14 protein-coding genes are annotated in these 19,152 nt (G+C 62.3%); 13 read left to right on the top strand and 1 reads right to left on the bottom strand.

Features of this window, described 5'->3' with window-relative positions; all coding sequences use genetic code 11:
* Positions 1-40: 40 nt before the first annotated feature.
* Complete coding sequence (locus L6D80_RS09630; protein WP_054899227.1) at positions 41-1,168, bottom strand: polysaccharide deacetylase family protein; 1,128 nt, start codon at positions 1,166-1,168, stop codon at positions 41-43.
* Between the two features lie 136 nt (positions 1,169-1,304).
* On the opposite strand from L6D80_RS09630, the gene yaaA reads away from it, so the two are divergent.
* The 13 genes from yaaA (at position 1,305) to L6D80_RS09565 (ending at position 19,100) form a co-directional block, all read left to right on the top strand.
* Complete coding sequence (gene yaaA, locus L6D80_RS09625) at positions 1,305-2,084, top strand: peroxide stress protein YaaA (protein WP_054899226.1); 780 nt, start codon at positions 1,305-1,307, stop codon at positions 2,082-2,084.
* A 946-nt stretch (positions 2,085-3,030) separates the two neighbouring features.
* Positions 3,031-4,347, top strand: a complete 1,317-nt coding sequence (locus L6D80_RS09620) for a nucleotide sugar dehydrogenase (protein ID WP_054899225.1) — start codon at positions 3,031-3,033, stop codon at positions 4,345-4,347.
* A 69-nt stretch (positions 4,348-4,416) separates the two neighbouring features.
* A complete protein-coding gene (locus L6D80_RS09615; RefSeq protein WP_176514901.1) occupies positions 4,417-5,898 on the top strand; it encodes a glycosyltransferase family 2 protein in 1,482 nt (493 codons plus the stop codon).
* A 37-nt stretch (positions 5,899-5,935) separates the two neighbouring features.
* Positions 5,936-7,102 (top strand): alginate biosynthesis protein Alg44, encoded by a 1,167-nt coding sequence (locus tag L6D80_RS09610; RefSeq protein WP_176514903.1) that lies wholly within the window; start codon positions 5,936-5,938, stop codon positions 7,100-7,102.
* Positions 7,103-7,114: 12 nt separating this feature from the next.
* Complete coding sequence (algK, locus tag L6D80_RS09605; protein ID WP_176514905.1) at positions 7,115-8,575, top strand: alginate biosynthesis TPR repeat lipoprotein AlgK; 1,461 nt, start codon at positions 7,115-7,117, stop codon at positions 8,573-8,575.
* On the top strand, positions 8,572-10,050 hold the full coding sequence (locus L6D80_RS09600; protein ID WP_054899221.1) for an alginate export family protein: 1,479 nt from the start codon (positions 8,572-8,574) through the stop codon (positions 10,048-10,050). The genes algK and L6D80_RS09600 overlap by 4 nt, the downstream gene beginning before the upstream one ends.
* Positions 10,051-10,069: 19 nt before the next feature.
* Positions 10,070-11,629, top strand: coding sequence for a mannuronan 5-epimerase AlgG (gene algG / locus L6D80_RS09595; protein WP_054899220.1), 1,560 nt, complete (start codon positions 10,070-10,072; stop codon positions 11,627-11,629).
* 13 nt (positions 11,630-11,642) lie between these two features.
* On the top strand, positions 11,643-13,085 hold the full coding sequence (locus L6D80_RS09590) for an alginate O-acetyltransferase (protein ID WP_176514907.1): 1,443 nt from the start codon (positions 11,643-11,645) through the stop codon (positions 13,083-13,085).
* Positions 13,086-13,092: 7 nt separating this feature from the next.
* Entirely contained in the window at positions 13,093-14,196 is a 1,104-nt protein-coding gene (locus tag L6D80_RS09585; protein WP_054899218.1) for a mannuronate-specific alginate lyase, read from the top strand.
* 117 nt (positions 14,197-14,313) lie between these two features.
* Positions 14,314-15,771, top strand: coding sequence for an MBOAT family O-acyltransferase (locus L6D80_RS09580; protein WP_054899217.1), 1,458 nt, complete (start codon positions 14,314-14,316; stop codon positions 15,769-15,771).
* An 11-nt stretch (positions 15,772-15,782) separates the two neighbouring features.
* The gene (locus L6D80_RS09575; protein WP_176515708.1) at positions 15,783-16,940 is read left to right on the top strand and encodes an alginate O-acetyltransferase; all 1,158 of its coding nucleotides are present in this window, start codon (positions 15,783-15,785) and stop codon (positions 16,938-16,940) included.
* 20 nt (positions 16,941-16,960) lie between these two features.
* On the top strand, positions 16,961-17,608 hold the full coding sequence (locus L6D80_RS09570) for an alginate O-acetyltransferase AlgF (RefSeq protein ID WP_054899216.1): 648 nt from the start codon (positions 16,961-16,963) through the stop codon (positions 17,606-17,608).
* 37 nt (positions 17,609-17,645) lie between these two features.
* Positions 17,646-19,100, top strand: coding sequence for a mannose-1-phosphate guanylyltransferase/mannose-6-phosphate isomerase (locus L6D80_RS09565; RefSeq protein WP_054899215.1), 1,455 nt, complete (start codon positions 17,646-17,648; stop codon positions 19,098-19,100).
* Positions 19,101-19,152 lie beyond the last annotated feature (52 nt).

Genomic DNA, 19,152 nt, shown 5'->3' with positions numbered 1-19,152 from the left:
CGCTCGGGCCAGACGGGACTACAGTCAGAAGTCAGACCCTCTATTCGTGCGCGGCATATTCGTGGCAATCCTCCCAACCGATACCGCTCTGGGCGGTGTTGCGCAGCAGCCATTCGACCGCCGTCTGCGCCTTGGGCAGGGCATCGTGGAACTGGATCACCCCCTTGCGCCACAGCAGCATCAAGGTCACCACCCGCTGGGCCGAGGCCTCAGCCGTCAGCGGGCCATCATCCTGTCCATCTATATCCCATAGCGACACCTGCAGCTGCTGGCTGGCCATGAACGCCTCGCCATCGGCCCGGCGCTGTCCGTAGGGGGGGCGGAACAGCGGCACGTACTGCTCAGGCAGGTCTGCCTGGACCCGCGCCTGGCTGCGCTTGAGCGAATCCTGCCAGCCCTGCCATTGCGCATGGGAGCGGTACTCCCAGCCTTGTATACCCACGCACTGCCCGCGGTAGAGCTCGCCCAGGGCGTTGCCAGGCGCGGCGTCGCGGCGCTGCTGCAAGCGGTTGCCCAACACGAAGAAGGTGCCCTGCATCTTCTGCTTGCGCAGATAGGCCGTGAGCGTATCGGTGGTCCCCCCCTCAGGCCCAGGCCCCCCCACGAACGAGAGCAGGAACATACGGTCGTTCAATTCGTCGCCGTTGCGTTCACGGTTGGACAGCCGTTCAACCTCACTGCTGATCTGCGGCAACACCGCTGCCTTGCGCAACTGCTCATTCAGATAGCGCACATGAAACTGGTGGCTGGGCTCGATCCAGCCGGTGTAAAACGTGCCGACATCAGCGGCGAACGTAGCTGCTTTTGTGCGCAGATCAGCCATGGATTCGACCAGATAGCAGAACGAGGCATCCTGCTCGCAGCTGCGCTGCGCCTGCTGGTAACCCTGCCACAGCCGCTGCCACATGCGCGCCCGCAGGGCCCGTATCTTCTGTAGGTTGATCTGTCGCAAGCCCAGGCGAGCCGCCAGTGCACCGTCATCAAGCAGCTCGCTTTCATGCAATACCCGGGCAAATGAAAGAATCTCCGCGCGCGAGGCGACATCGAACAGCGCTGGGCTGTCCAGTTGCTCCGGCCACAGGCTGCGGTCGAGGCTGGCCGGGGGAACAGGGGCAGCCTGGACGACCCAGCTCAACAACGAGGCCAGCAAAGCAGCGGCAATGCGCACGATCGGTCTCTCCGTGACAACGAAACGCGCACTATAGCGCCTGCTTCGGCGATGGTCTGTGACTATTGTCGTCATAGTTTGGCGTTCCCCTCCCCGATCCGTAGAATCCCCGGCAACCATTCCAGGAGCCGACCCGATGCTGACGGTGATTTCCCCCGCCAAGACCCTCGACTACGACACCAAACCGGTGACCGAGCGTTTCACCCTGCCCCAGTACCTGGACGACTCCCAGGAACTGATCGTGCAACTGCGCGAACTTTCACCTGCACAGATCAGCGAGCTGATGCACCTGTCGGACAAGCTGGCCGGCCTTAACGCCGCACGCTTCGGCAGTTGGACCCCGGACTTCACCCCGGCCAACGCCAAGCAGGCATTGCTGGCCTTCAAAGGTGATGTGTACACCGGCCTGGATGCAGAAACCCTGGGCGAAGACGACTTCACCTATGCCCAACAGCACCTGCGCATGCTCTCCGGCCTCTATGGCCTGCTGCGCCCACTCGACCTGATGCAGCCCTACCGCCTCGAAATGGGCACCAAACTGGCCAACGCCCGCGGCAAGGATTTGTATGCCTTCTGGGGTACGCGCATCAGCGAATGGCTGAACCAGGCCCTGGCCGAACAGGGTGACGACGTGTTGCTGAACCTGGCCAGCAATGAGTACTTCAGCGCGGTGAAACGCAGCGCCTTGAAGGCTCGGGTGATCAACGTCGACTTCAAGGACTACAAGAACGGCCAATACAAGATCATCAGCTTCTATGCCAAGAAAGCCCGGGGCATGATGAGCCGCTTCGTGATCGAGCAACGCATCAATGACCCGGAGCAACTCAAGGCATTTGCTGTGCAGGGCTACTACTACAGTGCAGAGCAGTCCAAACCTGATCACCTGGTGTTTTTGCGCGACCAGCCTGCCGATTGATTGCCCAAGCCGCGGTAGCCAGCTTGGGGGGAGTATTCAGGCCCCTGGGTTGCGCTATCGCGCCCGCAAGCGCTCCGCGCTTTGTAGCTATTCGGTCTTGCGAACAAGCTTTTCTACGGTGCTCAGCACAACGCTTGCCCAATCGAGCGCCTTCTTCCTTCCCCCCCTGCTAACGCGGCCAACGCTGCAGGCAAACCGCCTTCACTACAGCCTGCAAAACCGCGAACCATAGCGCCACCATGCCAAACAAATGGCGCCACAAAACCGTCAACCCTATCTTTATCGCCAAACGTCATAAGACCGTTCGTACTTTTTTGACGAATTTTGAAAAAATTTTTTCGATGCTGGCATTAAAACATCCCGCTTCACGCTCGCCCTTTATACACAGGGGTAAAAGACCTGCGTGCTATCAATATGAAAGTATTTGCCACTGAAAAATTATTTAGAAATCTTTCATGGAGGCCGAACCCACCCAGGAACTTCTCCTATGACCTATCGCTCATAGTGCCGTAACGAATTTCATGCACTCACGGTGTGAGAGATGACTTACAGATGACAACCGGCAGGTATCAAACACCCGCCCCAACAACTTCTACAGGTGCCACAGGTTCCCCTGAACGCCCTGTCCATGCAGGAGAGTCGCGCCCCCTTTAACTCGTCCTAGTGGTTGATTTCAAAGGGTTTTTCCACTTGAAAAAACAAGCACAGCAACGCGCCAAGTAGCGCATTGCAATGAAGACGGCTGCATTTCAGGGCACGCCTTTAAATAAACGGCTAATAACTGCCTACTTTGAGTGCATAACTTTGTGCGCTCCAGATTTATTCATGCCTGCGCGCGGTGAAGTGTGCATTCGCCAGGGAGCCGTGCGCCTTAAAACTGTTGTTAATCAATCCGGTCCGGCTCTTCCCGGAAGAGCTGGCGTGATAAACACATGAGGTGATAGCGATGCGTATCAGCATCTTTGGTTTGGGTTATGTGGGTGCGGTCTGTGCAGGTTGCCTGACGGCGCGAGGTCATGACGTGATCGGTGTGGACGTGTCCCGCACCAAAATCGACCTGATCAACCAGGGCAAGTCGCCCATCGTCGAACCTGGCCTGGAAGCACTGCTGCAACAAGGCATCGCCAACGGCCGGCTGCGCGGCACCACCGATTTCGCCGAAGCCATCCGCGCCAGCGACGTATCGATGATCTGCGTCGGCACCCCCAGCAAGAAAAACGGCGACCTGGGGCTGGAGTACATCGAATCGGTGTGCCGCGAAATCGGGTATGTGCTGCGTGACACCACCCGCCGCCACACCATCGTGGTGCGCAGCACCGTGCTGCCAGGCACGGTCAAGAACGTGGTCATCCCGATTCTCGAAGATTGCTCGGGCAAAAAGGCCGGTATCGACTTCGGCGTGGCCGTCAACCCTGAGTTCCTGCGTGAAAGTACCGCGATCAAGGACTACGACCACCCACCGATGACCGTCATTGGCGAACTGGACAGCGCCAGCGGCGATGTGCTGCAAAGCCTGTACGAAGAACTCGATGCACCGGTGATCCGCAAGCCCATCGAAGTCGCCGAGATGATCAAGTACACCTGCAACGTCTGGCACGCCACCAAGGTCACCTTCGCCAACGAAATCGGCAACATCGCCAAGGCGGTCGGTGTCGACGGCCGCGATGTGATGGACGTGGTCTGCCAGGACAAGGTACTGAACCTGTCGCAGTACTACATGCGCCCAGGTTTTGCCTTCGGCGGCTCGTGCCTGCCCAAGGATGTACGCGCCCTCACCTACCGCGCCGCCAGCCTCGACGTGCGGGCACCGCTGCTCGATTCGCTGATGCGCAGCAACGAGTCGCAGGTGCAGAACGCCTTCGAACTGATCGAAGCGCACGACAAGCGCAAGGTGGCCCTGCTTGGCCTGAGCTTCAAGGCCGGCACCGATGACCTGCGTGAAAGCCCGCTGGTGGAACTGGCCGAGCGCCTGATCGGCAAGGGCTATCAACTGGACATCTACGACGAGAACGTCGAGTACGCCCGCGTTCACGGGGCCAACAAAGAGTACATCGAGTCGAAGATCCCGCACGTTTCCTCACTGCTCAACGCCAACTTCCAGAAGGTCATCGACAACGCCGACATCATCGTCCTGGGCAACCGCGACGAGCAGTTCCGTGCGCTTGCCGAGCACGCGCCGGCCGGCAAGCAAGTGATTGACCTGGTCGGTTTCATGGGCAAGACCACCTGCCCGACCAGCCGAACCGAAGGCATCTGCTGGTAAGCCCTCGGCCGGGCAGCGCAGGCCACCCTGCGCTGCCCTTCCTTCAAGAATTCTCGACGGATGCTGAACATGCAAAGGCTGCAGAACGTGCTGTTGCAGTGCGCCGGTTGGTTGCTCTACATGAGTTTGCTCATGCTGATCGCCCTGGCCTTGCCGGCCGACATCTTCGACTCGCAGTCGAAGCACTTCATCTTCCTGGTCGGCGCCGTCGGCATCTGGCGCTACTCCATGGGCGCCACCCATTTCATCCGCGGCATGATCTTCCTGTACGGGGTGTACCCGTACCTGCGCCGCAAGGTGCAGAAGATGGGCGAGACCGCAGCGCCATCGCACGTCTACCTGATGGTCACCAGCTTCCGTATCGAAGCCCTGACCACAGCCCAGGTCTACAGCTCGGTGATCCGCGAGGCGATCGACTGTGGCTACCCGACCACCGTGGTCTGCTCGCTCGTGGAAATGTCCGATGAGCTGCTGGTGAAAAGCCTGTGGGCCAAGTACAACCCGCCAGCCCACGTAAGGCTCGACATCGTGCGCATTGCCGGTACCGGCAAGCGCGACGGCCTGGCCTATGGTTTTCGCGCCATCTCGCGGATGCTACCGGACGACAATGCCGTGGTGGCGGTGATCGACGGCGACACCGTGCTGGCCGAAGGCGTGGTTCGCAAGACGGTACCGTGGTTCAAGCTGTACCCGAACGTGGGTGGCCTGACCACCAACGAGTTCTGCGAAGTGCGTGGCGGCTACATCATGAGCGAGTGGCACAAGCTGCGCTTCGCCCAGCGTCACATCAACATGTGCTCGATGGCCCTGTCCAAGCGTGTGCTGACCATGACCGGGCGCATGTCGATGTTCCGCGCCAGCGTCGTGACCAACCCCGAATTCATCGCCGACGTCGAAAGTGACTCGCTGATGCACTGGCGCCTGGGCCGTTTCAAGTTCCTCACCGGCGACGACAAGTCCAGCTGGTTCAGCCTGATGCGCCTGGGCTACGACACGTTCTACGTGCCGGACGCCGCCATCAACACCGTCGAGCACCCGCCGGAGAAGAGCTTCCTCAAGGCCAGCCGCAAGCTGATGTACCGCTGGTACGGCAACAACCTGCGGCAGAACTCGCGCGCGCTGGGCCTGGGCATGCGGCGCCTGGGTTTGTTCACCAGCATCGTGCTGTTCGACCAACGGGTGTCGATGTGGACCAGCCTGCTGGGCCTGACCGTGGCCGTGATTGCCAGCCTCAAGTTCGGCCTGGGCTTTTTGCTGGTGTACCTGCTGTGGATCGGCATTACCCGCCTGATCCTCACCATCATGCTGCTGTGCTCGGGGCACAGCGTCGGCCCGGCCTACCCGCTGATCCTCTATTACAACCAGATCGTCGGCGCGCTGATGAAGATCTACGTGTTCTTCCGCCTCGACAAGCAGTCCTGGACCCGCCAACCGACTGCCCTCAAGCGTGACCTCGCCAGTTTTCAACAATGGTTCAACACCTGGTCCTCGCGGACCATGACCTTCTCGGCTGCCAGCATCTTCGTCGCTGTGCTGTTCATGGTCGTGTGAGCCCAACCCGGATCGGAACTAACAGGAACAAACCATCATGAATACCGCCGTGAACGTCAATGTCGTGCATGAGTCCGAAGCCCAGCGCCAACATGCGCGGGTGCGCATCCCGGCCAAGCTGCGCTTCCTCGATGCCAAGCGACAAGCCCACGAAGTGAAGGTCGACGACCTGTCCGCGGGTGGCCTGAGCTTCCATACCCAACAGCAGCTGTCGGTTGGCGAAGTACTGCGCGGGCGCCTGCAGTTCGTGGTCGACAACCTTGGCCTGTCGATGGACATCGAGTTCCAGGTACGCTCCTACAACACCAGCAACGGCCGTACCGGTGCGCAGTTCCAGAACCTTGAACCCCGCGACATCGCCACCCTGCGCCACATCATCACCAGCCACCTGTCAGGCGAGCTGATCAGCATTGGCGATGTGCTCAGCACCCTGCAGCGCGACAACTTCACCAAGGCACGCAAGCAGAAGGACGGCGGTTCCGGCCTGTCCGCCTTCGGCCGCCTCAAGGCGGTGACCGTAACCCTCGGCGTGTTCGTGGTCGGCGTGGCCGCGTTCGGCTTCGTCGCCAAGTCGCTGTACGGCATGTATTTCGTCAGCCATGCCGAGGCCGGTGTGGTCGCGGTACCGACTACCAGCGTCACCATGCCCCGTGACGGCACCGTCAGCAGCCTGGTGCAGAGCGGTGGCCAGGTGGTGAAAGGTGCGCCGCTTGCCAGCTTCAGCACCAGCATGCTGGACATGCTCAAAGGCCACCTGGACGACTCGCAGCTGGAGCCGGCCAAGGTCGAGGAACTGTTCGGCAAGCAGCTCTCCGGCACCCTCACCAGCCCCTGCGATTGCGTGGTTGCCCGCCAACTGGTGGACGACGGCCAGTATGCCGCCAAGGGCCAGCCGATTTTCCAGCTGATCCCGCGCACCACTAACCCGATGATCGAGGCACGCTTCAGCTACCGCCAGTTCGACGAAGTCAAGCCAGGCACCCGGGTCAACTTCCAGGTGGCCGGCGAAGACGAAGTGCGCACCGGCCAGATCGTCAGCAGCGCCAGCCTGGACGGCGAGAACCTCGCCTCGGACATTCGCGTGCAGATCAAACCCGACAGCGGCCTGCCCGCTGAACTGGCCGGGCGCCCGGCGTCGGTCAACAGCGACCGTGGCCCCTCCTTCAACTGGCTGATCGACAAAGCCATGGCCCGTGGCCTTTAAGAGGACAAGTCGATGACGAGCAGACAACGCGGTACCTGTCGGCAAGCCGGCGCCCACAGGGTTCGTGTGAACCTTGGACTGTGCGCGTTGACCGCCGCGATGGTGCTGGCCGGCTGTGCGGGTCTGCCCGACCAGCGTTTGGCCAACGAGGCCCTCAAGCGCGGTGACACCGCGCTGGCCGAGCGCAACTACAAGGCCCTGGCCGACCTGGGCTACAGCGACGCGCAGGTAGGCTTGGCCGATATCAAGGTTTCCAGCGGTGACCCGGCGCAATTCAAGGAAGCGGAAGCCACCTACCGGGCCGCTGCCGCCACCTCGCCCCGCGCCCAGGTGCGCCTTGGCCGCCTGCTGGTGGCCAAGCCAGACAGCAACCAGGCCGAACGCGAAGAGGCCGAGATGCTGCTCAAGCTCGCCGCCGAGCAGGGCGAGAACAAGACCCTGATCCCGTTGGCAATGCTCTACCTGCTGTATCCGCAGAGCTTCCCCAAGGTCAATGCGCAGCAGCAGATCGATCAGTGGCGCACCGCCGGCTACCCCGAAGCGGGCCTGGCGCAGATTCTGCTCTATCGCACCCAAGGCACCTACGACCAGCACCTGGACAACGTCGAGCAGCTCTGCAAGCAAGCCTTGAGCACCCTGGACGTGTGCTATGCCGAGCTTGCCACCGTCTATCAAAAGCGCGGCCAGGCCGAGCAGCAGGCAGCCCTGCTGCAACAGCTGAAATCCGCCTATGCCCGCGGCACCGTACCGGCCACACGGGTCGACAGCGTGGCCCGTGTGCTGGCCGACCGCAGCCTGGGCCAGACTGACGAAAAAACCGCCAAGGACCTGCTCGAGCACATCGCCCCGGCCAACCCCGCGTCCTGGGTCAGCCTGGCGCAACTGCTCTATGACTTCCCCGAGCTGGGCGACACGGACCAGTTGATGGCTTACATCGACAAGGGCCGCGAAGCCGAACAGCCCCGCGCCGAACTGCTGCTGGGGCGCCTCTACTACGAAGGCAAGAGCGTCCCGGCCGATGCCCAGAAGGCCCAGCAGCATCTGCAGGCTGCCGCCGATGCCGGTGAAGTCAGTGCCGACTACTACCTCGGCCAGTTGTACCGCCGTGGCTACCTGGGCGACGTCGAGCCGCAGAAAGCCGTCGACCACCTGCTCAGCGCGGCGCGCGGTGGCCAGAACAGCGCCGACTACGCCCTCGCCCAGTTGTTCAGCGAAGGCCATGGCATCCGCCCCGAACCTACCAACGCCTGGGTGTTCGCCCAACTGTCGCAGGTCAACCCGACCCCGCAATCGGCCGAGCTGCTGCAGCAACTCGACCAACAACTGACGCCCGAACAGCGCAGCCAGGCCCAGAACCTGCTGGCGCAGGAAAGACAAGCCCGCGGCAGCATGGCCCAAGGTGGCCGCAGCACGCTGGCACTCGATGCCCTGCAAGACGAAGACCCTGAAGTAGACGGTGAGGACTCGCTATGACGCTCAACCCCTTCGTGAAAGCCGGCATAGGCCTGAGCTTCGCCCTGCTGTGGTCGTGCCCGACGCTGGCCGACATCACCGCCCAGAAAAACTTCGGCATGGAGGTGAAAATCACCGGCCAGTCCGAAGACGACCGCGACCTCGGTACCCGCCCCGGCGGTGACGTCAACGGGCTGGGCCTGGACCTGCGCCCCTGGGTGTACGGCGAGCGCGGCAACTGGAGCGCTTATGCCATGGGTCAAGCCGTCGCCGCCACCGACACCATCGAAACCGACACCCTGCGCCAGAACGACGACGGCACGACCACTGATACCGGTGACGACAGCCGCAAGCCGGACAAAAGCTACCTGGCCATGCGCGAGTTCTGGGTCGGCTACAGCGGCCTCACGCAGTACCCCGGCGAACAACTGCGCCTGGGTCGCCAGCGCCTGCGCAGTGACGATGGCATGTGGCGCGACACCAACATCGAAGCGCTCAACTGGACCTTCGACACCACCCTGCTCAAGGCCGACCTTGGGGTGGCCCAGCGCTTCAGCGAATACCGTACCGACCTGACCGAACTGGCCCCCGAAGACAAGGACCGCACGCATGTCTACGGTAACGTCGCCACGCAATGGACGCCCGGCCACTGGGTCGGCCTGCGAGCCCACCACACCCATGACAGCGGCAGCCTCAAAAGCCCCGGCGAAACCATCGATGCGCTCGACAAGACCCGCACAGGCGACCTCACCTGGCTGGGTCTTGAAGCCAACAGCGACGCCTACAACTGGCGCAACGACCATACCGTCAACTACTGGGGCAGCCTGACCTGGCTGACCGGTGACCGCGACACGCTCAGCAGCCAGCAGGTCGGCGACGACCAGGTGGCCACCGGCAAGCAGAGCGGCAACGTCAACGCCTGGGCCACGGACCTGGGCATCCGCCTGCGCCTGGACCCCAACTGGCAGGTCGGCGCGGCCTACGCCCGTGGCAGCGGCGGCGGTGGCGACGACGGTTCGAACAACTTCGAGCAGACCGGCCTGGAGAGCAACCGCTCCAACTTCACCGGTACCCGTTCGCGCGTGCACCGCTTCGGCGAAGCCTTCCGCGGCGAGCTCGGCAACCTGCAGGCAGCCACCCTGTTTGCCTCGTGGCAACTGCGCGAGGACTACGACGCCAGCTTCATCTACCACAAGTTCTGGCGGGTCGACGGCGCGCAGAACATTGGCTCCAGTGGGATCAACGCGGCGGTCAACGACAACGGCGTGAACCGCCCGCTGATCAATGGCGAAAAAGACCTCGGCCAGGAAATGGACGTGGTCGTTACCAAGTACTTCAAACAAGGCCTGCTGCCGGCCTCGATGAGCCAGGCGATCGACGAGCCGTCCGCGCTGGTGCGCCTGCGCGCCGGTGTGTTCAAGCCCGGCGACGCCTATGGCAAGGAAGCGGATTCATACATGCACCGCGCCTTCGTCGACGTGATCTGGCGCTTCTGAGGCCGGGAGAGGACCTGCAATGAACCTTCACCCGCACTTACGTCACAGCCTGTTGGCCAGCGCCTTGCTGCTGGCTTCGGGCCTGGCCGCCGCCGCAGAGCCTGCGGTGGTCGCCAAGGAGCTGCAGCAGGCCAAGACCTACACCGTGTCCAGCGCGCCGACCGAGCCGCTGCACATGGACCCGCCCAAGCTCCCCGATTTGAGCGGCTACACCGCCGAGGCCGTGCAGCAGAAAATCGACCGCAGCCACAAGGGCAAGGTCAGCGTGCGCCGCATGCTGCAGGAAGAGTCGCTCAAGGAGTTCATCGGCGGCGACAACAAGGCCGCCGAGTGGGTGCAGCGCCAGCACGGCATCCCCCAGGCGATCTTCGTCGACGACGGCCATGTCGACCTGGTCGAACTGAGTAAAAAGGTGCCCAGGCAGTACCTCAGCGAAGTGCAGCCGGGCGTGTACCTGGCCCGCTTGCCGATCGTGATCGGGCAGAAGGGCATCCTCGAGATCGACGGCAAGGTCAAGCAGCTGCGCCTGTCCCAGGAAGGTGGCTCGTTCCTGGTCAACGACGGCAAGCTGTTCATCAGTGACACGCAGGTGACCGGCTGGCGCGAAAAGGACAACGGGCCGGCAACCTTCCGCTCGCCCAAGGAGTTCCGCCCGTTTCTGTTGTCATGGGGCGGCACCGAGACCTACATCGTCAACACCCGGATGGCCAGCTTCGGCTACGCCAAGTCCAAGTCGTATGGCGTGAGCATTTCGCAGTACACGCCGAACATGGCCAAGCGCATGGGCCGCCCTGAGCCGACGGGCTGGATCATCGGCTCGCAGTTCAGCGACATGTGGTACGGCTTCTACTGCTACGAAACCCAGGATTTCGTGGTCAAGGACAACACCTACCGCGACAACATCGTCTACGGCATCGACCCGCACGACCGCTCGCATCGGCTGATCATCGCCGGTAATACGGTCCACGGCACCAAGAAGAAGCACGGGATCATCGTCTCGCGGGAGGTCAACGACAGCTGGATCATCAACAACAAGAGCTACGACAACAAGCTCTCGGGCGTGGTGATCGACCGTAACAGCGTCAACAACCTGGTCGCCTACAACGAGATCTACCGCAACCACACCGACGGCATCACCCTGTACGAAAGCGGCGACAACCTGATCTGGGGCAACAAGCTGATCAACAACCGCCGCCACGGCATCCGCGTGCGCAACAGCGTGAACATCCGCCTGTACGAAAACATCGCCATGGCCAACGGCCTGGTCGGCGTTTATGGACACATCAAGGACCTGTCCGACACGGACCGCGACATCGCCCTCGACCCGTTCGACACCAAGGTTTCGCTGATCGTGGTGGGCGGTGAGCTGGCAGCCAACGGCTCCGGGCCACTGTCAATCGACTCGCCGCTGTCGGTGGAGCTGTACAAGGTCTCCATGCTCGCCCCGCGCAAGGCCAACGGCATCAGCCTCAATGGCGTGCTTGGCGAGCGCCAGGAGGAAATCCTCGACCTGCTGGTGCGCCAGCAGAAGGCCGTGCTGATCGACCCGGTCGAACGCCAGACCGAAATGATCGATTAAGGAAGCCCCGACCATGACCCCACACCTGATGAAACTGCTGGGCCTGTCCGCCGCCCTGCTGGCCATCGGCCAGGCCGTGCGCGCCGACGAAGTGAAGGCCCCAACCTTCAGCGCCGAGCCTTGCTGCCAGCTGTGCCCCGAAGCGCATGACCCCAGCCGCTACACCACACGCTATCAACAGAACTTCACCACCTTGGTGCAGGCCCAGGGTGACTGGCTGTTCCGTACCCGCGAAGACCTGCGCACCGAGTTCAATACCACGCCCGCCGGCTACAAGCGTCTGCAGCAGGTGCACGACGCGTTCAAGAAGCGCGGCGTGGAACTGGTGGTGGTGTACCAGCCCACCCGTGGCCTGGTGAATCGCAACATGCTCAAGCCGGACGAGAAAGCCGCTTTCGACTACCAGAAGGCCTTGGGCAACTACCAGGCCATGCTCAAACGCTTCGCCAGCATGGGCTACAACGTGCCCGACCTGTCGCCGCTGACCAACGAACAGTTGGCCGCCGCCGACCAGGGCAAGGACTTCTACTTCCGTGGCGACCAGCACTGGACGCCATACGGCGCCGAGCGCGCGGCCAGGATCGTGGCCGACACCGTGCACAAGATGCCGGCCTTCGAGGGCGTCCCGCGCAAGGCATTCGAAACCCGTAAGTCCGGGCGCATGGGCAAGACCGGCACCTTGCACAACGTCGCTGGCCAGCTGTGCGGCACCAGCTATGCGGTGCAGTACATGGACCAGTTCGCCACCGAACCGAAAGGTTCGAGCGGCGGCGGCGATGACCTGTTCGGTGACAGCGGCAATGCACAGATCACCCTGGTCGGTACCAGCCACAGCGGCAAGAACTACAACTTCTCGGGCTTCCTGGAGCAATACATCGGTGCCGACGTGCTCAATGTCGCCTTCCCCGGCGGCGGCCTGGAGGGCTCGATGATCCAGTACCTGGGCAGCGAGGAATTCCAGAACAACCCGCCGAAGATCCTCATCTGGGAGTTCTCCCCGCTGTACCGCCTGGACCAGGAAACCATCTGGCGGCAAATCCTCGGCCTGCTCGACGATGGCTGTGATGCGCGCCCGGCGTTGATGAGCGCCAGCAGCACCCTCAAGCCTGGCAAGAACGAGCTGATGGTCAATGGCAAGGGCGGCGTGATCAAAGACCTGATCAACCGCAACCTGCAAATGGACGTCAAGTTCGAGGACCCGTCGGTGAAAGTGCTGCAGGCCACCTTGTGGTACCTCAACGGCCGCCACGAAGACATCAAGCTCGAGAAGCCGGAAACCTCCGACACCGACGGCCGCTTCGTTTTCCAGATGCGCGAGGACGAGGACTGGGCCAGCCAGAACCTGTTGGCCTTCGAGGTTCAGGGGCCGGAAAAAGGCACCCAGAAGGTCGAGGCCAAACTCTGCAAACGCAACAACTTCGCCGTGCCTGCGCAAACAGCGCAGGCCGGCCAGTGAGGCGACCATGACTGCATTCAAGCGAATCTTCAGCCCTGCCCTGCTCACCCTGGCGTTGTTTGGCGGCGCCGCGCAGGCCGCGCTGGTCCCCCCTCAGGGGTACTACGAGGGCATCGAACAGTTCAAGACCAGCGATGGCAAGTTCCGCTGTGAGCCCGCGCCCAAGCCCTACACCGGAGCACTGCAATTTCGCAGCAAGTACGAAGGCTCGGACAAGGCACGGGCAACCCTGAACCTCGACTCGGAACAGGCCTTCCGCGACTCCACCAAAGACATCACGACCCTTGAGCGTGGCGTGGCCAAGATGGTCAACCAGTACATGCGCGACGGCCGCCCGGCCCAGCTCGACTGCACCCTGACCTGGCTCGGAACCTGGGCGCGGGCCGATGCCTTGATGTCTACCAACTACAACCACACCGGCAAATCCATGCGCAAATGGGCCCTGGGTAGCATGAGCGGCTCCTGGCTACGCCTGAAGTTCTCCAACTCGCAGCCGCTGGCTGCGCACCGGGATGAAGCACAGTTGATCGAAAAATGGTTCGCCCACCTCGCCGAACAGACCGTGCGCGACTGGAGCAACCTACCGCTGGCGAAGATCAACAACCACAGCTATTGGGCAGCCTGGTCGGTGATGGCCACCGCCGTGGCCACCGACCGCCGCGACCTGTTCGACTGGGCGGTGAAGGAATACAAGGTCGGCGCCAATCAGGTCGATGACCAAGGTTTTTTGCCCAACGAAGTCAAACGCAAGCAACGCGCCCTGGCCTACCACAACTATGCCCTGCCGCCGTTGGCGATGATCGCCAGCTTCGCCAAGGCCAATGGTGTGGACCTGCGCAGCGAAAACAACTTCGCCCTGCAGCGCCTGGGTGAAGGCGTACTGGCCGGCGCCCGCGACCCCCGCCTGTTCGCTGCCCGCGCGGGTGAAAAACAGGACATGAAGGACCTCAAGGTCGACAGCAAGTACGCCTGGCTCGAGCCCTGGTGCGCGCTGTACCAGTGCGTCGGCGACACGCTCGAGCGCAAGCATGGGATGCAGCCATTCGACAGCTTCCGGCTGGGCGGCAACCTGACCCGGGTCTATGACCCGAGCGCGGCTTCGAAGAAATAACGCCAAACCCTGTGGGAGCCGGCTCCCACAGGAATACGAGGTGCCTTCCGGTTCTTGGACTGGGGGGTTTGGGGGGCGTTTTGCCCTGGATGCTGTGAACCATTTAGGAGAACCGGGATGGTCTTCTCGTCCAACGTGTTCCTGTTCCTGTTCTTGCCGATCTTTCTCGGCCTGTACTACCTGAGCGGGCAACGCTATCGCAACCTGCTGCTGCTGATCGCCAGCTACATTTTCTACGCCTGGTGGCGCGTGGACTTTCTCGCCCTGTTCGCCGGCGTCACCCTGTGGAACTACTGGATCGGCCTCAAAGTCGGTGCCGCCGGGGTCCGAACCAAGCCTGCCCAGCGCTGGCTGCTGCTGGGCGTAGGCGTGGACCTGGCGATCCTTGGTTATTTCAAGTACGCCAACTTCGGCATCGACAGCCTCAACGCGATCATCACCTCGTTTGGCCTGGAGCCGTTCATCCTCACCCACGTGTTGCTGCCGATCGGTATCTCGTTCTACATCTTCGAATCGATCAGCTACATCATCGACGTGTACCGCGGCGATACCCCAGCAACGCGCAACCTGATCGACTTTGCAGCGTTCGTGGCGATTTTCCCGCACCTGATCGCCGGCCCCGTGCTGCGCTTCAAGGACCTGGTCGACCAGTTCAACAACCGTACCCACACCCTGGACAAGTTCTCCGAAGGCTGCACCCGGTTCATGCAGGGCTTCATCAAGAAAGTGTTCATCGCCGACACCCTGGCGGTGGTCGCCGACCATTGCTTCGCCCTGCAACACCCCACCACCGGTGACGCGTGGCTAGGCGCCCTGGCCTACACCGCACAGCTGTACTTCGACTTCTCCGGCTACAGCGACATGGCCATCGGCCTGGGCCTGATGATGGGCTTTCGCTTCATGGAGAACTTCAAGCAGCCCTATATCAGCCAGTCGATCACCGAGTTCTGGCGCCGCTGGCACATCAGCCTGTCGACCTGGCTGCGCGACTACCTGTACATCACCCTGGGCGGCAACCGCAAAGGTACCTTCAACACCTACCGCAACCTGTTCCTGACCATGCTGCTGGGCGGGCTGTGGCACGGCGCCAACTTCACCTACATTCTCTGGGGCGCCTGGCACGGCGTGTGGCTGGCCATCGAGCGGGCGCTGGGCATCGACACCAACCCGCAACGCTTCAACCCGGTCAAATGGGCCTTCACCTTCCTGCTGGTGGTGGTTGGCTGGGTAATCTTCCGCGCCGAGAACCTGACCGTGGCCGGCCGCATGTATGGCGCCATGTTCAGCTTTGGCCAGTGGCAACTTTCCGAACTCAACCGCGCCCAGCTGACCGGGCTGCAAGTCGCCACCCTGGTCATCGCCTACCTCACCCTGGCGTTTTTTGGCCTGCGTGACTTCTACCGCAACGCCAAACCCACGCCCACAGCCACCCCGGTGCAGGTCAACAGCGACGGCTCGATAGGCCTGGACTGGGCTCGGGTCATGACCCGCGCCCTGATCCTGCTGCTGTTCGTGGCTTCGATTCTCAAGCTTTCGGCGCAGAGCTACTCGCCGTTCCTCTACTTCCAGTTCTGAGGTTGATGACCATGACCCGGACATTACGCATCACTTACTCCCTGTCGTTTCTCGGCCTGCTGGTAGGCATGGGCGTCTGGTCCACTGGCGGTCTGCAAAGTTTCCAGCGTACCGAGCAGATGACCCTGCTCAACGGCAAGCTGGCCAAGGCTGCCGAAACCCATTACGACGACCAGTTCCCGATCAAACGCCTGGGCACCAACCTCTGGGCTGCCCTGGACTTCAAGCTGTTCAACGAAGGCCGTCCGGGCGTGGTGCTTGGCCGCGACCAGTGGCTGTTCAGTGATGAAGAATTCAAACCTGCTGCCGGCGCCGACCAACTGATGCAGGAGAACCTGGCGCTGATCCGTGGCGTGCGCGACACCCTGCAAAAGCACGGTTGTCAGCTGGTACTGGCGATCATCCCGGCCAAGGCGCGGGTCTACGCCGAGTACATCGGCAAGGAACGGCCCGCCAGTTTGCACGATGACCTGTACAACCAGTTCCACGCCCAGGCGCGTCAGGCCAACGTGTTCGCCCCTGACCTGATGGCATCGCTGGAACAGGCCAAGGCACGTGGCCAGGTATTCCTGCGCACCGACACCCACTGGACGCCGATGGGTGCTGAAGTCGCCGCGCAAGCCTTGGCCGAGGCGGTCAGCCGCCAGAGCCTGCTCAATGGCGACCCGCAGACCTTCATCACTGAAGCGGGCAACACAGCGCCGTACAAAGGCGACCTGACCAACTTCCTGCCACTCGACCCGCTGTTCAGCAACCTGTTGCCGACTCCGGACAATCTGCAACAGCGCACCACACACCCAGCCGAGGCCAACGGCGATGCCGGCGACGCGCTGTTCGCCGACAGCCAGATCCCAGTCGCCCTGGTCGGCACCAGCTACAGCGCCAACCCGCACTGGAACTTCCTCGGTGCTTTGCAGCAGGCGCTGCGCAGCGATGTCGCCAACTACGCCGAAGACGGCCACGGCCCGTTGCTGCCGATGCTCAAGTACCTGCAAAGCGATGCTTTCAAGAACGCCGCACCCCAGGTGGTGGTGTGGGAATTCCCCGAGCGTTATCTGCCAATGAAAAACGACCTCAGCAGCTTCGATCCGCACTGGATCGCGCAACTGAAAAACTCCCGAAAACCCGAAGAAAACCTGGCCCTGTCGTCCAATCGGACGGACCACTGAACGTAGAGAGGAACACGCACATGACTACCAAGACTTCCATTGCCAAAGCCCTCACCCTCGCGGCCGGCCTTTCTCTGGCTTCGATGCAGGCCTTCGCCGGGGCCGACGCCGCGCTGTACGGCCCGACCGCACCGAAAGGCTCGACTTTCGTGCGCCTGTACAACGCAGCTGGCAGCCCGGCGGCTGCCAGCGTCGGCAACACCCAGATCAAACAGGTCGGCGCCCAGGCCAGCAGCGACTTCAGCTTCCTGCCAGGTGGTGACTACACCGCCCAAGTGGGTGGCAAGAGCGTGCCGGTCAAGCTGGCCTCGGACAAGTACTACACACTGGTCAACAGCAGCAGCGGCAACCCGCAACTGATCGAAGAGCCGCCGTTCAAGAACAAGCAGAAAGCCCTGGTCCGCGTGCAGAACCTGAGCGACCAGTCGCTGACCCTGAAGACCGCTGACGGCAAGACCGAAGTGGTCACGCCGGTAGCCGCCAAAGGCCGTGGCGAACGGGAGATCAACCCGGTCAAGGTCAACCTGGCCCTGTACGCAGGCGACAAGAAGGTCAGCGACGTCAAACCTGTCGCCCTGGAGCGTGGCGAAGCCGCCGTGCTGTACGTCACCGGCAGCGGCAACAGCCTGTCACCGGTCTGGGTCACCCGCCCTGTGTCCACTCACTGATCCCCTGCCTCGTTAACGACCTTATTGGAGAAACAACATGATCCCGGTAATTCTTTCTGGTGGTAGCGGTTCGCGTCTGTGGCCGCTGTCGCGCAAGCAGTTCCCCAAGCAGTTTCTGGCGCTGACCGGCGAGCACACGCTGTTCCAGCAAACCCTCGAGCGCCTGGCGTTCGAAGGCATGGACGCGCCCATCGTGGTCTGCAACAAAGACCACAAGTTCATCGTTCAGGAACAGCTCGCTGCCCTGCAGCTCGAAACCCAGGCCATCCTGATGGAGCCATTTGGCCGCAACACCGCCCCCGCCGTGGCGATGACCGCCATGAAGCTGGTCAACGAAGGCCGCGACGATTTGATGCTGGTGCTGCCGGCCGACCACGTCATCGATGACCAGAAGGCGCTGCAACGCGCCTTGGCCTTGGCCACCGTTGCCGCCGAGCGAGGCGAGATGGTGCTGTTTGGCGTACCGGCAACCAAGCCTGAAACCGGCTATGGCTACATTCGCTCCAGCCAGGACGCCCTGCTGCCCGAAGGCGTGGCCCGGGTCGCGCAGTTTGTCGAGAAGCCTGACGAAAAACGTGCCGCCGAGTTCGTCCGGGCCGGTGGCTACTTCTGGAACAGCGGCATGTTCCTGTTCCGCGCAAGCCGCTTCCTCGAAGAGCTGAAAAAGCACGACACCGACATCTACGACACCTGCGTCCTGGCCTTGGAGCGCAGCCAGCAAGACGGCGATGTGCTGAGCATCGATGAAGCCACCTTCGCCTGCTGCCCGGACAATTCCATCGACTACGCGGTGATGGAGAAGACCCAGCGCGCCTGTGTGGTGCCGATGACCGCTGGCTGGAGCGACGTGGGGTGCTGGTCTTCGTTGTGGGAGGTGCACGAGAAGGACGCCGACGGCAACGTCACCAAGGGCGATGTGGTGGTACAGGACAGCCGCAACTGCATGATCCACGGCAATGGCAAGCTGGTGTCGGTGATCGGCCTGGAGAACATCGTCGTGGTCGAAACCAAGGACGCGATGATGATTGCCCACAAGGACAAGGTCCAGGGCGTCAAGCAGATGGTCAAGACGTTGGACGCGCAAGGCCGCAGCGAAACCCAGAACCACCTGGAAGTGTATCGTCCGTGGGGCTCGTACGACTCGGTGGACATGGGTGGCCGATTCCAGGTCAAGCACATCACTGTCAAGCCGGGCGCCAGCCTGTCGCTGCAGATGCACCATCACCGCGCCGAGCACTGGATCGTGGTGTCGGGCACGGCCGAGGTGACCTGTGACGAGAATGTGTTCCTGCTTACCGAAAACCAGTCGACCTACATCCCGATCGCCTCGATCCACCGCCTGCGCAACCCAGGCAAGATCCCGCTGGAGATCATCGAGGTGCAGTCGGGCAGCTATCTGGGCGAAGATGATATCGAGCGTTTCGAGGATGTGTATGGGCGCACCTCCACACCGGTGGAGCGAGGGGTTTCGGTGAAGACCATCGCGCAGTAAGCAGCGCCCTGGGGCCGCGTTGCGGCCCATTGCCGGCAAGCCAGCTTGCCGG

The organism is Pseudomonas ceruminis (assembly GCF_021602025.1).
GTDB lineage: Bacteria > Pseudomonadota > Gammaproteobacteria > Pseudomonadales > Pseudomonadaceae > Aquipseudomonas > Aquipseudomonas ceruminis.
The sequence above is the reverse complement of the archived record's forward strand: the minus strand, read 5'-3'. Positions and strand labels throughout refer to the sequence as shown.

Excerpts from the sequence above, each read along its gene's own strand:
- yaaA (WP_054899226.1), top strand. The coding sequence starts at position 1,305 with ATGCTGACGGTGATTTCCCCCGCCAAGACCCTCGACTACGACACCAAA.
- L6D80_RS09620 (WP_054899225.1), top strand. The coding sequence starts at position 3,031 with ATGCGTATCAGCATCTTTGGTTTGGGTTATGTGGGTGCGGTCTGTGCA.
- L6D80_RS09615 (WP_176514901.1), top strand. The coding sequence starts at position 4,417 with ATGCAAAGGCTGCAGAACGTGCTGTTGCAGTGCGCCGGTTGGTTGCTC.
- L6D80_RS09610 (WP_176514903.1), top strand. The coding sequence starts at position 5,936 with ATGAATACCGCCGTGAACGTCAATGTCGTGCATGAGTCCGAAGCCCAG.
- algK (WP_176514905.1), top strand. The coding sequence starts at position 7,115 with ATGACGAGCAGACAACGCGGTACCTGTCGGCAAGCCGGCGCCCACAGG.
- L6D80_RS09600 (WP_054899221.1), top strand. The coding sequence starts at position 8,572 with ATGACGCTCAACCCCTTCGTGAAAGCCGGCATAGGCCTGAGCTTCGCC.
- algG (WP_054899220.1), top strand. The coding sequence starts at position 10,070 with ATGAACCTTCACCCGCACTTACGTCACAGCCTGTTGGCCAGCGCCTTG.
- L6D80_RS09590 (WP_176514907.1), top strand. The coding sequence starts at position 11,643 with ATGACCCCACACCTGATGAAACTGCTGGGCCTGTCCGCCGCCCTGCTG.
- L6D80_RS09585 (WP_054899218.1), top strand. The coding sequence starts at position 13,093 with ATGACTGCATTCAAGCGAATCTTCAGCCCTGCCCTGCTCACCCTGGCG.
- L6D80_RS09580 (WP_054899217.1), top strand. The coding sequence starts at position 14,314 with ATGGTCTTCTCGTCCAACGTGTTCCTGTTCCTGTTCTTGCCGATCTTT.
- L6D80_RS09575 (WP_176515708.1), top strand. The coding sequence starts at position 15,783 with ATGACCCGGACATTACGCATCACTTACTCCCTGTCGTTTCTCGGCCTG.
- L6D80_RS09570 (WP_054899216.1), top strand. The coding sequence starts at position 16,961 with ATGACTACCAAGACTTCCATTGCCAAAGCCCTCACCCTCGCGGCCGGC.
- L6D80_RS09565 (WP_054899215.1), top strand. The coding sequence starts at position 17,646 with ATGATCCCGGTAATTCTTTCTGGTGGTAGCGGTTCGCGTCTGTGGCCG.